Origin of the sequence: Streptomyces sp. WG7 (genome assembly GCF_049975785.1) — a bacterium.
Lineage (GTDB): Bacteria > Actinomycetota > Actinomycetes > Streptomycetales > Streptomycetaceae > Streptomyces.
The window spans coordinates 205717-220682 of the sequence record NZ_JBNGGE010000008.1 but is presented as its reverse complement, the minus strand read 5'-3'; the positions used below and the strand labels follow the sequence as shown (position 1 = coordinate 220682).

The 14966-nt window shown below is 70.0% G+C and carries 13 protein-coding genes, 1 rRNA gene and 1 riboswitch; of the genes, 12 read left to right on the top strand and 2 right to left on the bottom strand.

Annotated elements, in window-relative coordinates:
• Positions 1-143: 143 nt before the first annotated feature.
• From rrf to ACP4J0_RS12120, 11 genes are all read left to right on the top strand, one after another.
• Positions 144-260: ribosomal RNA gene (gene rrf / locus ACP4J0_RS12170) — 5S ribosomal RNA — on the top strand.
• Positions 261-370: 110 nt separating this feature from the next.
• Entirely contained in the window at positions 371-979 is a 609-nt protein-coding gene (locus ACP4J0_RS12165; RefSeq protein ID WP_239770181.1) for a CDP-alcohol phosphatidyltransferase family protein, read from the top strand.
• Between the two features lie 113 nt (positions 980-1092).
• A complete protein-coding gene (locus ACP4J0_RS12160) occupies positions 1093-3588 on the top strand; it encodes a sugar phosphate nucleotidyltransferase (protein ID WP_426598649.1) in 2496 nt (831 codons plus the stop codon).
• 177 nt (positions 3589-3765) lie between these two features.
• Positions 3766-4602, top strand: coding sequence for a DUF881 domain-containing protein (locus ACP4J0_RS12155; RefSeq protein ID WP_426598648.1), 837 nt, complete (start codon positions 3766-3768; stop codon positions 4600-4602).
• Entirely contained in the window at positions 4599-4931 is a 333-nt protein-coding gene (locus ACP4J0_RS12150) for a small basic family protein (protein WP_003977440.1), read from the top strand. The genes ACP4J0_RS12155 and ACP4J0_RS12150 overlap by 4 nt, the downstream gene beginning before the upstream one ends.
• 5 nt (positions 4932-4936) lie before the next feature.
• Positions 4937-5794, top strand: coding sequence for a DUF881 domain-containing protein (locus ACP4J0_RS12145; RefSeq protein ID WP_426598647.1), 858 nt, complete (start codon positions 4937-4939; stop codon positions 5792-5794).
• A gap of 61 nt (positions 5795-5855) precedes the next feature.
• On the top strand, positions 5856-6815 hold the full coding sequence (locus ACP4J0_RS12140; protein ID WP_426598646.1) for an FHA domain-containing protein: 960 nt from the start codon (positions 5856-5858) through the stop codon (positions 6813-6815).
• A gap of 42 nt (positions 6816-6857) precedes the next feature.
• Positions 6858-7595, top strand: a complete 738-nt coding sequence (locus ACP4J0_RS12135; RefSeq protein ID WP_426598645.1) for a MerR family transcriptional regulator — start codon at positions 6858-6860, stop codon at positions 7593-7595.
• Between the two features lie 84 nt (positions 7596-7679).
• A complete protein-coding gene (locus ACP4J0_RS12130; RefSeq protein WP_426522113.1) occupies positions 7680-8153 on the top strand; it encodes a bifunctional nuclease family protein in 474 nt (157 codons plus the stop codon).
• A gap of 194 nt (positions 8154-8347) precedes the next feature.
• Positions 8348-9031, top strand: coding sequence for a MerR family transcriptional regulator (locus tag ACP4J0_RS12125; protein WP_426598644.1), 684 nt, complete (start codon positions 8348-8350; stop codon positions 9029-9031).
• Between the two features lie 69 nt (positions 9032-9100).
• Entirely contained in the window at positions 9101-10561 is a 1461-nt protein-coding gene (locus ACP4J0_RS12120; protein ID WP_426598643.1) for a DNA polymerase IV, read from the top strand.
• 232 nt (positions 10562-10793) lie between these two features.
• Here ACP4J0_RS12120 and ACP4J0_RS12115 read toward each other — a convergent pair whose 3' ends face one another.
• Entirely contained in the window at positions 10794-11171 is a 378-nt protein-coding gene (locus ACP4J0_RS12115) for a PRC-barrel domain-containing protein (RefSeq protein WP_426598642.1), read from the bottom strand.
• Positions 11172-11308: 137 nt separating this feature from the next.
• Positions 11309-11404, top strand: a riboswitch (glycine riboswitch).
• A gap of 176 nt (positions 11405-11580) precedes the next feature.
• Here ACP4J0_RS12115 and gcvP point away from each other — a divergent pair.
• Positions 11581-14466 carry an aminomethyl-transferring glycine dehydrogenase gene (gene gcvP / locus ACP4J0_RS12110; protein ID WP_426598641.1) on the top strand — a complete coding sequence of 962 codons (2886 nt, stop codon included), beginning with the start codon at positions 11581-11583 and terminating at the stop codon, positions 14464-14466.
• A 68-nt stretch (positions 14467-14534) separates the two neighbouring features.
• Here the strand turns inward: gcvP and ACP4J0_RS12105 are convergent, their stop codons facing one another.
• Positions 14535-14954 (bottom strand): TOBE domain-containing protein, encoded by a 420-nt coding sequence (locus ACP4J0_RS12105; RefSeq protein ID WP_426598640.1) that lies wholly within the window; start codon positions 14952-14954, stop codon positions 14535-14537.
• Between the last annotated feature and the right edge of the window lie 12 nt (positions 14955-14966).

The window sequence follows — 14966 nt, the reverse complement described above, 5'->3', positions numbered from 1 at the left end:
GAAGCACCGCAAGGTGTGGAGGTGACCGGTACTAATAGGCCGAGGGCTTGTCCTCAGTTGCTCGCGTCCACTGTGTTGGTTCTGAAACCACGAACAATCCCGCCCCATGGTCACGGGGTGGCTGGTTGTCTGTTTCATAGTGTTTCGGTGGTCATAGCGTAGGGGAAACGCCCGGTTACATTTCGAACCCGGAAGCTAAGCCTTACAGCGCCGATGGTACTGCAGGGGGGACCCTGTGGGAGAGTAGGACGCCGCCGAACTTCTCTTAGAGCTCTGGCTCTTGGGCATACAGCCCGAGAGCCAGAGCTTTTTTGCGTTGAGGTAAGGTCAGGGAGCATCATTGGCTCGTTTCACCCCAGGAGGCCCCCGCGTGGAGGTCCAGGAGACCCGCGTGCAGACCGACCGGGTCCTCACCATCCCGAACATCCTCAGCATGGCGCGCCTCGCCGGCGTGCCCCTCTTTCTATGGCTGATCCTCAGGCCCGAGTTCGGCGGTCCGCAGAGCGACGGTTGGGCCCTGTTGGTGCTGGCCCTGAGCGGCGTCAGCGACTATCTGGACGGGAAGCTCGCGCGGCGCTGGAACCAGATCAGCAGCCTCGGCCGGCTCCTGGACCCCGCCGCTGACCGGCTTTACATTCTCTCCACCCTGGTGGGCCTCACCTGGCGCGAGATTCTCCCGCTCTGGTTGACCCTTGTACTGCTTGCTCGGGAAGCCGTCCTGCTGGTGATGGTGGGCATCCTTCGGCGACACGGCTATCCGCCACCGCAGGTGAACTTCCTGGGGAAGGCCGCCACCTTCAACCTCATGTACGCCTTCCCCCTGCTTCTGCTGAGCGACGGAAGCGGATGGATCGCGTCACTCGCTGCCGTTTTCGGATGGGCGTTCGCCGGATGGGGTACAACCCTGTACTGGTGGGCAGGTGTTCTCTACGTGGTGCAGGTCCGCCGCTTGGTCCGTGCGGACACCATGGCCGACTGAACCCGCCGATTGTGAGGCCCCCGGCGGCCGGATGGCCCCCACTGGAAAAGTGCGGGACTCTGGACGGGTGAAGTCGGTCAATCCGTCGTCTCTTAGAGGAGGACGCTTCCGACATGAAGGCCGTCGTGATGGCTGGAGGCGAAGGCACACGCCTTCGTCCCATGACCTCGAGCATGCCCAAGCCGCTCCTGCCGGTGGCCAACCGGCCGATCATGGAGCACGTGCTGAGGCTGCTCAAAAGGCATGGGCTCAACGAGACCGTCGTCACCGTCCAGTTCCTGGCCTCGCTGGTCAAGAACTACTTCGGTGACGGCGAAGAGCTCGGAATGGAGCTCACCTATGCCAACGAGGAGAAGCCACTCGGAACCGCCGGGAGCGTCAAGAACGCCGAGGAGGCGTTGAAGGACGATGCCTTCCTCGTCATTTCCGGCGATGCCCTGACCGACTTCGACCTCACCGACCTGATCAATTTCCACAAGGAAAAGGGCGCGCTCGTCACCGTGTGCCTGACGCGCGTACCCAACCCGCTGGAATTCGGCATCACCATCGTCGACGAAGAGGGCAAGGTCGAACGCTTCCTGGAGAAGCCGACCTGGGGCCAGGTCTTCTCGGACACCGTGAACACCGGTATCTACGTCATGGAACCCGAGGTATTCGACTACGTCGACCCCGACGTGCCCGTGGACTGGTCCGGTGACGTCTTCCCACAGCTGATGAAGGAAGGCAAGCCCGTCTACGGCTACATCGCCGAGGGCTACTGGGAGGACGTGGGCACCCACGAGAGCTATGTGAAGGCCCAGGCCGATGTGCTGGAGCGCAAGGTCGACGTCGACATCGACGGCTTCGAGATCTCGCCCGGCGTATGGGTGGCCGAGGGCGCCGAGGTGCACCCCGACGCCGTGCTCCGGGGGCCCCTCTACATCGGCGACTACGCCAAGGTCGAGGCCGGCGCCGAAATCCGGGAACACACGGTCATCGGATCCAACGTCGTCGTGAAGAGCGGCGCCTTCCTGCACAAGGCCGTCGTGGCAGACAACGTCTACGTCGGGCCGCACAGCAACCTCCGAGGCTGCGTCGTCGGCAAGAACACCGACATCATGCGCGCCGCGCGGATCGAGGACGGCGCGGTCATCGGTGACGAGTGCCTGGTCGGTGAAGAATCGATCATCCAGGGCAATGTCCGGGTCTACCCGTTCAAGACCATCGAGGCCGGTGCCTTCGTCAACACCTCGGTCATCTGGGAGTCCCGGGGCCAGGCCCATCTCTTCGGCGCCCGCGGGGTGTCCGGCATCCTGAACGTGGAGATCACGCCGGAACTGGCCGTACGGCTGGCCGGTGCCTACGCGACCACGTTGAAGAAGGGCTCCACCGTCACCACGGCCCGCGACCACTCCCGCGGTGCCCGCGCGCTGAAGCGGGCGGTGATCTCCGCCCTGCAGGCCAGCGCCATCGACGTACGGGACCTGGAGAACGTACCGCTGCCCGTGGCACGGCAGCAGACCGCACGGGGCAGCGCCGGCGGGATCATGATCCGGACCACGCCCGGGGTGCCGGACTCCGTGGACATCATGTTCTTCGACGGACAGGGTGCGGACCTGTCGCAGGGCAGCCAGCGGAAGCTGGACCGGGTGTTCGCACGACAGGAGTACCGGCGGGCGTTCCCCGGAGAGATCGGGGACCTGCACTTCCCGTCCAGCGTGTACGACTCGTACACCGGGTCGCTGCTGCGGAACGTCGACATCACGGGGATCGCCGAATCCGGGCTCAAGGTGGTCGTGGACGCCTCCAACGGCAGTTCGGGACTGGTCCTGCCGAGCCTGCTCGGAAAACTGGGTGTCGACTCGCTGACCATCAATCCCGGCCTCGACGAATCCAGGCCGACCGAATCGGCCGACATGCGGCGCTCGGGTCTGGTGCGTCTCGGGGAGATCGTGGCGTCGTCGCGGGCGGCGTTCGGCGTGCGGTTCGACCCGGTCGGTGAGCGGCTGTCGCTGGTCGACGAGAAGGGCCGCATCATCGAGGACGACCGGGCGCTGCTGGTGATGCTCGACCTGATCGCGGCCGAGCGGCGCAGCGGGCGGGTGGCGCTGCCGGTGACGACCACCAGGATCGCCGAACAGGTGGCGGCGTACCACGGCACCCAGGTCGAGTGGACGACCACCTCTCCCGACGACCTGACACGCGTCGGGGGCGAGGAAGGGGCGATCTTCGGCGGTGACGGCAAGGGCGGCTTCATCGTCCCCGAGTTCAGCAGCGTCTACGACGGTACGGCGGCCTTCGTGCGGCTGATCGGGCTGGTCGCGCGGACGCAGCTCACGCTGAGCCAGATCGACGCGCGGATCCCGCGGGCGCATGTCCTCAAGCGCGATCTGGCCACTCCGTGGGCGGTCAAGGGACTGGTGATGCGGCGGGTCGTCGAAGCGGCCGGAGACCGCTTCGTGGACACCACGGACGGTGTGCGCGTGGTGGAGACCGACGGGCGGTGGGTGATGGTGCTGCCCGACCCCGCCGAGGCGGTCACGCATCTGTGGGCCGAGGGCCCCGACGACGCCTCGGCGCAGGCCCTGCTCGACGAGTGGTCCGCGGTGGTGGACAGCGCGGGCCGGTAGGTCACACCGCACACACCGCACGCGTGCGTGCCGGACAAGTGTCCCCCAAGGGGGCCTGTCCGGCACGCCGGTGGGGCCATTCGGAGGTAGTGGCCGTGGCGTGCGACGATGTGCGGCATGCCGCAGCAACCCCCTGTTCGGAGCACATTCACGCGGCCCTCGCGCCCGGACGCGTCCATGTCCTTGCTCACCAACGTCATGGACCACAGCCTCGACGACGGATACGCCGAGGCTGCCGCGCGGAAGAAGACCGAGGGCGTGGGCGGCATGCCCAAGACCCTCCGTGCCAAGCTCGGACTGGCCGCCGGCCTGGTGCTCGCGGCGCTGGTGGTGACGGTCGGTGCGGCCCAGGCGCGCGTCGCGGCTCCCGCCGTCGCCAAGGAGCGCGAAGAGCTCATCGACCGCATCGAGGGGGAGACCTCTGCCGCCGACAGGCTCGAGGAGAGCGTCGACGAGCTGCGGGCGGACGTGAGCGCGCGACAGCGCGAGGCGCTCGAGAAGAACGGCGACAGTGGCCGTTCCGACCTGATGGGCATCCTGTCGGGCGCGGTCGAGGTGCACGGCCCGGGTGTGAAGCTCGTGGTCGACGACGCCAAGGACGCGAGCGCGGGCGGTGACGGGCAGCCGCGCGGCACCTCCGGGTTCTCCGACACGGGCCGGGTGCGTGACCGGGACATGCAGCGCGTCGTCAACGGGCTGTGGGAGTCGGGCGCCGAGGCGGTCTCCATCAACGGACAGCGCCTGACAGCACTGTCGGCGATCAGGGCCGCCGGTGACGCGATACTGGTCGACAACAGGCCGCTGGTGCCGCCGTACACGGTGCTTGCGGTCGGGGACGGCGAGCGGCTCAGTACCCGTTTCCAGGACAGTGCCGACGGGCTGTACCTGCATGCCCTGCAGGAGAACTACGGCATCCGGACGGCCGTCTCCGCGGTGGACGACCTCAAGCTGCCGGCCGCAACAAGTGTGATCGTACGTACAGCACAGCCGATAACCGAGAAGGGCACATCGTGATCGCCGTACTGGGCCTCGTCGTGGGAGTCGTGGCCGGCCTCTTGGTCCGGCCCGAGGTGCCGGCGGCCGTCGAGCCTTACCTGCCGATCGCCGTCGTGGCGGCGCTCGACGCCGTGTTCGGCGGCCTGCGGGCCATGCTCGACGGCATCTTCGACGACAAGGTCTTCGTGGTGTCGTTCCTGTCGAACGTGGTCGTGGCCGCACTGATCGTGTTCCTGGGCGACAAGTTGGGCGTCGGGGCCCAGCTGTCCACCGGTGTGGTGGTCGTCCTCGGCATCCGCATCTTCTCCAACGCCGCGGCGATCCGACGCCACGTCTTCCGGGCGTGAGGCCGATGAGCGACCGCGACGCGCAGTCCGCGAACAAGCTGCGCAAGGAGCTGCCCGACGAGGTGCCGCCGCCGGCGCCCCCGGCCGCCGACGTACCGGCCGGGAAGCCGCCGGAGCGGGAGGCCGGGCCGCAGCCCGGGCTGACCGGTAGGCAGCGGCTCGTCAAGGGGCTGTGGCCGCCGCGCCTCACCCGGGCCCAACTCATCGTCGCCCTGCTCCTGTTCGGCCTCGGTTTCGGCCTGGCCGTCCAGGTGGCGTCGAACAGCGAGGGCGACAGCGCGCTGCGTGGCGCCCGGCAGGAAGATCTGGTCCGCATCCTCGATGAACTGGACGACCGGACTCAGCGTCTTGAAGACGAGAAGCAGGGCCTCGAGAAGCAGCGCGACGAGCTGGAGAACAGCTCCGACCAGGCAGAGGAGGCCCGGAGGCAGACGCTCGAGAAGGAGCGGCAACTGGGCATCCTCGCGGGCACCGTGGCCGCGCAGGGGCCCGGCATCACAGTGACGATCGAGGACACGAAGGGAGCGGTCGAAGCGGACATGCTGCTCGACGCGATCCAGGAACTGCGCGCGGCGGGCGCGGAGGCGATCCAGGTGAACGGCGTGCGGGTCGTCGCCGGCACGTACCTCACGGACTCCGACAAGTCCGTGAGCGTCGACGGGAACAAGATCAACGCGCCCTATCGTTTTCAGGTCATCGGCAAGCCGCAGGACCTCGAACCGGCTCTCAACATTCCTGGAGGCGTGGTGCAGACTCTGGAGAAGGAACAGGCCACCGTTAATGTTGAGCGGTCCGGCAAGATCGTCGTGGACGCCTTGCGAGTGGCGAAGCGGCCTGACTACGCTCGGTCGTCCTCCGAGTGAACCGGCGGTGCATGGGCGGCGTCCGGCGAGGGCATGAGGTTGCGGGGGGTCGGCGCACCGATTGGGTGGTGCGTGGTGGAAACTGTCTGGTGGAGACGGACGTTGTGAAGGTGTCCGGGTCGGCCAGTACGTTCAGTCAGGGTTCGTCCTGCCCCACGGGCGGGTCTGTTTCGGTCAAGGGGAATCGCCCGTGAAGTTGTTTGCGAAGTTGTTCGGCAAGAGCGCGCGAGAGGGCAGCGACAACGCGACCGCCCGTCATCGCGCACAGCCTGACGCAGAGGGTCGGCGTCCGATGTACCGGGACCAGGTGGCTGGTCCGGGCGGTGACACGCCGGGTGGTCATGGCGCGCCGTCCGTTGACCCTGCGCAGTCCAGCGGCATAGGTTTCGGGCAGCCGTCGACCTCGGGTACGGGCGGAGGGTTCGGCCCCGGTCCGTACGGGGCGAACGTTCCGGCGGGGCAGCCGCGGCAGGAGGATCCGTCCATGTCGGCCTTGGTGTGTACGAGGTGCGGTAACCGCAACGCGGAGAACAGCCGCTTCTGCTCCAACTGCGGGGCGCCGCTGCGTGCCGGGGCGGTTCCGGAGCGTGCGTCCGAGACGACCTCCACGATCTCCATCTCCGGCCTGGAAGCGTACGACGCGGAGGTCACCGGCCAGACGGCGATGCCGGCGCTCTCTCCCGAGGCGCAGGCGGCCGTCGACGCACTGCCGCTCGGGTCCGCGCTCCTCGTCGTGCGCCGTGGTCCGAACTCCGGCAGCCGATTCCTGCTCGACGGCGAGCTGACCACCGCCGGGCGTCATCCGCAGAGCGACATCTTCCTGGACGACGTGACGGTCTCGCGCCGCCACGTGGAGTTCCGTCGCAGTCCGGACGGCTCGTTCACGGTGGCCGACGTCGGCAGCCTGAACGGCACGTACGTCAACCGTGAGCGAATCGACCAGGTCGCCCTGTCGAACGGTGACGAGGTGCAGATCGGCAAGTACCGGCTGGTCTTCTACGCGAGCCAGCGGGGTTACTGACCGCCCCCGGGCATCCGCCCGGGGAACCTCCAGGGAAGGTCCATGCTTCGAACACCGAGCGGCGGTGCCGGGAACGGCGCCGCCGCCACGGACAGTGGGCTGATGAGCATCGGCACGGTGCTGAACGCACTGCGTGACGAGTTTCCCGACGTCACCATCTCCAAGATCCGTTTCCTGGAGTCGGAGGGCCTCGTGGAGCCGCGGCGGACCCCGGCGGGGTACCGCAAGTTCAGTGCCCACGACGTCGAGCGCCTCGGTCAGGTGCTGCGCATGCAGCGGGACCACTACCTGCCGCTGAAGGTGATCCGCGAGCACCTGGACGCCATGGAACGCGGTGAGGCCGTGCCGCTGCCGACGCTGGCCCGGCAGCGGGACGGGGAGTCCGTGCCGGAGACCGCCGAGGGACCCGTGGCGGCCCGGATCGGGCGGGACGAGCTGCTCGCCGCGGCCGGGATCGGCGAGCAGGAGCTGAAGGAGTGGGAGTCGTACGGGCTCCTCGCCCCGCTGCCCGACGGGGGGTACGACGCCGAGGTGGTCACCGTGGCGTCGCTGGTGGTCCAGCTGGGGAAGTTCGGGATCGAGCCGCGGCACCTGCGGGTGATGAAGGCCGCCGCGGACCGGGAGGCCGGGCTCGTGGACCAGGTGGTGGCGCCGCTGAAGCGCCACCGCAACCCCCAGACCAGGGCACACGCGGAAGCCCGCACCAAGGAGCTGGCCGGGCTCGCGGTGAAGCTGCACGCGGCACTGGTGCAGTCCGCCCTCGGCGTGCGGCTGCCCTGAAGCCGGCCTGCTCGGGAACCCGGAACGCCCACCCGATCCCGGCCCGACTACCCAAATGTCCCGGGCACGGCCTAGGGTTGCTGTGTGAACGAGCTCGATGTCGTAGGTGTCCGGGTCGAGATGCCCTCCAACCAACCGATCGTGCTGCTGCGCGAGGTGGGAGGCGACCGCTACCTCCCCATCTGGATCGGGCCGGGGGAGGCGACGGCGATCGCCTTCGCCCAGCAGGGCATGGCCCCCGCACGCCCGCTGACCCACGACCTTTTCAAGGACGTGCTGGAAGCCGTCGGCCAGGAGCTCACCGAAGTGCGCATCACCGACCTGCGGGACGGGGTCTTCTACGCCGAGCTGGTCTTCGCGAGCGGGGTCGAGGTGAGTGCCAGGCCGTCCGACGCCATAGCGCTGGCCCTTCGCACCGGAACACCGATCTTCGGCAGTGACACGGTGCTCGACGACGCCGGTATCGCCATCCCGGACGAGCAGGAGGACGAGGTCGAGAAGTTCCGCGAGTTCCTCGACCAGATCTCGCCCGAGGACTTCGGGACCAGCAACCAGTGAGGCGCGAGGGCCGAGGCGTTCCAGGGCGCCTGTACGGCCCTCCACCGGGCACATTCGGCTAGCCTTTCCCCGCGGTGGGGCACGTGAAACCACTCGTAGGGTGATTATCACTCGGCGTGCCGAGTGTGGCGATCGTTGACGCACCCGTGGTGACTGCCTACCGTCGAGGAGGCAGGTCAAGGACGGAGGTCGGCGTGAGAATCAGCGGCGACGGTACGGCTGGGGGTGGCCCCGGGCACAGCCTTGGGGCAAGCGGTCCGTACCCTCCCCCGAAATCTCGGCTCCGCGCGGGCGGGGGGTATCCCCAACACGGTGGCGCGGCCGAGGGCGTTCCGCAGCGACCGGCTGCCGTGCCGAGCAGCGGAGGGACGACGTCCATGGCGTCCGAGCAGATCGGCTATCGCGGTCCGACGGCCTGCGCGGCCGCCGGTATCACCTACCGGCAGCTCGACTACTGGGCTCGCACGGGCCTCGTCGAGCCCTCCGTGCGGCCCGCCCACGGGTCCGGGACGCAGCGTCTGTACAGCTTCCGCGACGTGGTCGTGCTGAAGATCGTCAAGCGCTTCCTCGACACTGGGGTGTCACTGCAGAACATTCGCACCGCCGTCCAGCATCTCAGGGAACGCGGCTTTCGTGACCTGGAACGGATGACGCTGATGAGCGACGGCGCCACGGTTTACGAGTGCACCTCGCCCGACGAGGTGCACGCCCTGCTCCAGGGCGGGCAGGGCATCTTCGGCATCGCCGTCGGCGTGGTGTGGCGGGACGTCGAGAGCGCGCTGTCCCAGCTGCACGGGGAGCGGATCGACACGGGGGAGACCCTGGTCGGGCACAATCCGGCGGACGAACTGGCGCGGCGGCGCAACCGGGCGGTCTGACACCGCCCGCACGCGGGCGGGGCACGGTCGGGCGTGGCGTTGTCAGTGGCGTAGGGCAGCATCGGAGATGTGAGAACCGCGCCCACGATCCTGCATCTCGACATGGATGCCTTCTTCGCCTCGGTGGAGCAGGCATCCAAGCCGAGCCTGCGCGGGAAGGCCGTGGTCGTGGGCGGCCTCGGGCCACGAGGCGTGGTCGCCACCTGTTCGTACGAGGCGCGGGTCTTCGGCGTGCACTCGGCGATGCCCATGGGCCAGGCCCGGCGGCTGGCACCCAACGCCGCGTACCTCGTCCCGCGCTTCGAGCTCTACCGGTCGATCAGCGAGCAGGTGATGCGGCTGCTGCGGGCGCTGTCGCCCCTGGTGGAGCCGCTGAGCCTGGACGAGGCCTTCGTGGATCTGGAGGCCGGCGGGACGGCCTGGGACGCGGAGTCGGCGCGGCTGGCCGGCGCGAAGCTGCGCACGGACATCCGCACCGTCACCGGCCTCACCGGGTCCGTGGGGCTCGCCGCCTCCAAGATGCTCGCCAAGATCGCCTCCGAGGAGGCCAAACCCGACGGGCTGGTACTGATCCCGCCGGGGACCGAGCGGGCGATGCTGGAGCCGATGACGGTACGGACGCTGCCCGGTGTGGGCCCGGCCACGGGAGACCACCTGCGGCGGGCCGGGATCACCACGGTCGGTGAGATCGCCGAGGCGGGCGAGGACGAGCTCGTACGGCTGCTGGGCAAGGCGCACGGGCATGCCCTCTACGCCATGGCCCTGGCCCGTGACGAGCGGCCCGTGGTGGCCGAGCGGGAGACCAAGTCGGTGTCCGTCGAGGACACCTACGACGTGGACATCCACGACCGGTTGCGGGTCGGTGTGGAAGTCGGGCGGCTGGCCGACCGGTGCGTACGGCGGCTGCGCGCCTCCGGGCTGTCCGGGCGGACCATCGTGCTCAAGGTGCGCAGGTACGACTTCTCCACGCTGACGCGCTCCGAGACCCTCCGGGGGCCCACGGACGACCCGGGAGTGGTGCGGGAGGCCGCGGCCCGGCTGCTGGACTCCGTGGACACCACGGGCGGCGTGCGGCTGCTCGGGGTCGGCGTCAGCGGACTCGCCGACTACACGCAGGAGGACCTCTTCGCGCAGGCGGCGGGGGACCGGGCCGACGAGCTCGCCGAGGAACCCGATCCGGAGCCCGCCGCGGAGCACCGGCCGGCCCCCGCCGAGCGCCGGTGGCCGGCGGGGCACGACGTGCGGCACACGGAGTACGGGCACGGGTGGGTGCAGGGCAGCGGACTGGGGCGGGTCACCGTGCGGTTCGAGACGCCCTACTCGGAGACCGGCCGGGTACGGACCTTCCCGGTGGACGACCCGGACCTGACACCGGCGGATCCGCTGCCACTGGTCGCGCCCGTGCCGCGAAGACCCGGGGCGTCCGGGCCGGCGGGCGCGGAGGACGGCCCGGGCCTCGCCGCGGGCACCGACGCGCGGACCGGCCCGGCGGGGCCCGCGCGTCCTGCCGTCGGGCAGGACCTGACGTGACGGCGCCCGCCGACCGGCGCCGGGGAGGGGACCGAGGGGGCCGGCCGGAAGACGGAAGGGGAGGCGGGGGAGGGTGTCGGCGAGCGTCGGCAGGGCCGGTGGGGTGCTCCTCGTGTCCTGCGGGCGGCGGAGAGGGCGGTCGGAGCCCGCGTCTGCGCCACGATCCTCCGGACGGGCCCGGACGGGCCCGGACCGGCCCGGGCGGGCAGGGCGCGGTGGGACCGGACCGCCGTCAGCTCTCCTCCTTGCCCTGACCCGCCAGCCTGCCGAAGTCGTGGTCGGGGAGCGGGGGAGGAGCGGCGACGTCGAGGCCGTAGTGGTGGTAGAGCTGGAGTTCCTGTTCCGGCGAGAGATGGCGGCCGACGCCGAAGTCGGGAGCCTCCCTGATCAGAGCCCGGTCGAAGGGCACGCGCAGGGTGCCCTCGACCAGCTCGCTGGGCTCCAGGGGCACGAAGGCGTCCCTGCTGAACAGGCCGGTGCGTATGGCAGCCCACTCGGGGACCCCCGTGGCGTCGTCGAGATAGACCTCGTCGACAGTGCCGATCCGGGTGCCGTTGCGGTCGAACGCCTTGCGGCCGATCAGATTGCGCGGGTCGATGTCGGTACGCACGGGGCCCTCCATTGGGTCGCACTGGGCTCGCACACCAGCCGCCGAATCATCCGTAAGTACTACAAAAGAGCACATATGGCCGGTCGGCCACTCGAAGTCCGTGCGGCGACCTCGCTGGTACGCTGGCAAACGGCTGCTGACCCCGTGCGGGAGAGTCCTCCGGACACCACCGGAGGCGCCGAAGGAGCAAATCCTCCCCGGAATCTCTCAGGCTCACGTACCGCACGGACGAGGTCACTCTGGAAAGCAGGGCGGGCGTCAACGGCTTCCGCTCTCACCGACGGTGAAAGCCGGGAGAGCCCTCGGGCCCCCCGGTGAAGCTCTCAGGTCGAGATGACAGAGGGGGAGGCCGTCCGGGTACCCGCGCCGTGGTGCCCCTCGAAGGTCGTCAGACCAGGAGGCCTCCGCAATGACCGCCCATCGCACTCCGCTCTCCGAGCTCGAACAGGCAGCACCGTTCGAGCAGCGCCACATCGGCCCCGACCAAGAGGCCCGGGCCAAGATGCTCGCGCAGGTCGGCTACGGTTCGCTCGACGAGCTGACGGCCGCCGCGGTGCCGGATGTGATCAAGAACGCCGACGCGCTGGACCTGCCCGGTGCGCGCTCCGAGGCCGAGGTGCTGGCCGAGCTGCGCTCCCTGGCCGACCGCAACCAGGTCCTCGACTCCATGATCGGCCTCGGCTACTACGGCACCTTCACCCCGCCGGTCATCCTGCGCAACGTCATGGAGAACCCGGCCTGGTACACCGCGTACACGCCGTACCAGCCGGAGATCTCCCAGGGACGTCTCGAGGCCCTGCTGAACTTCCAGACCATGGTGGCCGAGCTCACCGGCCTGCCGACCTCCGGTGCCTCGCTGCTCGACGAGGGCACCGCCGCCGCCGAGGCCATGGCGCTCTCCCGGCGCATGGGCAAGAACAAGAAGGGCCTCTTCCTGGTCGACGCGGACGCCCTGCCGCAGACCATCGCCGTGATACGGACCCGCGCCGAGCCGACCGGCGTCGAGGTCGTCGTCGCCGACCTCGGCGAGGGCATCCCGGCCGAGGTCGCGGAGCGGGAGATCAACGGTGTCCTGATCCAGTACCCGGGCGCCTCCGGTGCCGTGCGCGACATCAAGCCGGTGATCGACCGGGCGCACGAGCTCGGCGCCCTCGTCACCGTCGCCGCCGACCTGCTCGCCCTCACGCTGCTCACCTCGCCCGGCGAGCTGGGCGCGGACATCGCCATCGGCACCACGCAGCGCTTCGGTGTGCCGATGGGCTTCGGCGGACCGCACGCCGGCTACATGGCGGTGCACGAGAAGTTCGCGCGCAGCCTGCCCGGCCGCCTGGTCGGCGTCTCCGTGGACGCCGACGGCAACAAGGCCTACCGCCTCGCCCTGCAGACCCGCGAGCAGCACATCCGCCGCGAGAAGGCCACCAGCAACATCTGCACCGCGCAGGTGCTGCTCGCCGTCATGGCCGGCATGTACGCCGTGTACCACGGGCCGGAGGGGCTGCGGGCCGTCGCGCGCCGCACCCACCGGTACGCCACGGTCATCGCCGCGGGTCTCGCGGCCGGCGGTGTCGAGATCGTGCACGGCGCCTACTTCGACACGGTCACCGCGCGGGTGCCGGGCCGGGCCGCCGAGGTCGTCCACGCCGCCCGGGAGAACGGCATCAACCTGCGCCTCGTCGACGCCGACCACGTGTCGTTCGCCTGCGACGAGACCACCACGCGCGCCCAGGTCGGCGGCGTGTGGAACGCCTTCGGCGTCGAGGGCGACATCGAGGCGCTGGACGCGGCGACCGGGGAGACGCTGCCCGAGGCCCGGCTGCGCACCGACGACTTCCTGACCCACCCGGTCTTCCACCAGTACCGCTCCGAGACCGCGATGCTGCGCTACCTGCGCCGCCTCGCGGACCGCGACTACGCGCTGGACCGCGGCATGATCCCGCTGGGCTCCTGCACCATGAAGCTCAACGCGACCACCGAGATGGAGCCGGTGACGTGGCCGGAGTTCGGTGCCCTGCACCCCTTCGCGCCTGCCGCGCAGGCGCAGGGCTACCTCACGCTCATCCGTGAGCTGGAGGAGCGGCTCGCCGAGGTCACCGGGTACGACAAGGTCTCGCTCCAGCCGAACGCCGGGTCGCAGGGCGAGTTCGCCGGCCTGCTCGCCGTACGCGCCTACCACCGCGCCAACGGTGACGAGCAGCGCACCGTCTGCCTCATCCCGTCCTCCGCGCACGGCACCAACGCCGCCAGCGCGGTCATGGCCGGCATGAAGGTCGTCGTCGTCAAGACCGCCGAGGACGGCGAGATCGACGTCGAGGACCTGCGCGCCAAGATCGAGAAGCACCGCGATGAGCTGTCCGTGCTGATGATCACGTACCCCTCCACGCACGGCGTCTTCGAGGAGCACGTCGCCGACATCTGCGCCCGGGTGCACGACGCCGGCGGCCAGGTCTACGTGGACGGCGCCAACCTCAACGCCCTGGTCGGCCTCGCCAAGCCCGGCCACTTCGGCGGCGACGTCTCCCACCTGAACCTGCACAAGACGTTCTGCATCCCGCACGGCGGCGGCGGTCCGGGCGTCGGACCCGTGGCCGTGCGGTCGCACCTGGCGCCGTACCTGCCCAACCACCCGCTGCAGCCCGCGGCCGGTCCGCAGACGGGCGTCGGCCCGATCTCGGCGGCGCCGTGGGGCTCGGCCGGCATCCTGCCGATCTCGTGGTCGTACGTCCGGCTGATGGGCGGCGAGGGGCTCAAGCGCGCCACGCAGGTGGCCGTGCTGTCCGCCAACTACATCGCCAAGCGCCTGGAGCCGCACTTCCCGGTGCTGTACACCGGCCCGGACGGGCTGGTCGCGCACGAGTGCATCATCGACCTGCGCCCGCTGACCAAGGCGACCGGCGTGAGCGTCGACGACGTCGCCAAGCGGCTGATCGACTACGGCTTCCACGCGCCGACGATGTCGTTCCCGGTGGCCGGCACGCTGATGATCGAGCCGACCGAGTCCGAGGACCTCACGGAGCTGGACCGGTTCTGCGAGGCGATGATCGCCATCCGCGCGGAGATCGAGAAGGTCGGCTCCGGCGCCTGGTCCGCGGACGACAACCCGCTGCGGGGCGCGCCGCACACCGCCGGTGCGCTGGGCGGCGACTGGGACCACGCGTACACGCGCGAGGAGGCCGTCTTCCCGGCCGGGGTGTCCGCCGCCGACAAGTACTGGCCGCCGGTGCGCCGGATCGACCAGGCCTACGGTGACCGGAACCTCGTCTGCTCCTGCCCGCCGCTGGACGCGTACGAGGACTGAGCCGCCCGTAGGAGAGAGGCTCCGTGCGGGCCGGGACGGGCCCCCCGCACGGAGCCTCTCGCCGTGTCTCACACGGTCGCGAGCGACACCTCCGTCGACTTGACCAGCGCGACGACGGGGGCGCCTACGGACAGGCCCAGGTCGTCGGCGGCCTCCTTGGTGATCGCCGCGGTCAGTTCGGCGCCCTCCACGGCGACCCGCACGGAGGCCATCGCGTCGCCGGTGGTGAGAGCGGTGACCGTGCCGGGCAGCCGGTTGCGGATGGACAGGCCCTCGACACGGCCGGTCGCCACGGACACCTCCGTCGCCTTCACCAGGGCGCGGACGGCCGTGCCCGCGGCGAGGGAGAGGTCCTCGGCGGCGTCCCGGGTGATCGCCGCGGTGAGGTCCTGGCCGCCCACGAGGCGGACCCGGACCGTCGCCATGGCCTCGCCCGGGGTGACGGCGGTGACGGTGCCGGGGAGCTGGTTGCGGATGCTCAGGCTCATGAGGGCACCGTA

Coding starts and splice junctions, on each gene's coding strand:
- ACP4J0_RS12160 (WP_426598649.1), top strand. CDS start 1,093: ATGAAGGCCGTCGTGATGGCTGGAGGCGAAGGCACACGCCTTCGTCCC.
- ACP4J0_RS12155 (WP_426598648.1), top strand. CDS start 3,766: ATGTCCTTGCTCACCAACGTCATGGACCACAGCCTCGACGACGGATAC.
- ACP4J0_RS12145 (WP_426598647.1), top strand. CDS start 4,937: ATGAGCGACCGCGACGCGCAGTCCGCGAACAAGCTGCGCAAGGAGCTG.
- ACP4J0_RS12135 (WP_426598645.1), top strand. CDS start 6,858: ATGCTTCGAACACCGAGCGGCGGTGCCGGGAACGGCGCCGCCGCCACG.
- gcvP (WP_426598641.1), top strand. CDS start 11,581: ATGACCGCCCATCGCACTCCGCTCTCCGAGCTCGAACAGGCAGCACCG.
- ACP4J0_RS12105 (WP_426598640.1), bottom strand. CDS start 14,954: ATGAGCCTGAGCATCCGCAACCAGCTCCCCGGCACCGTCACCGCCGTC.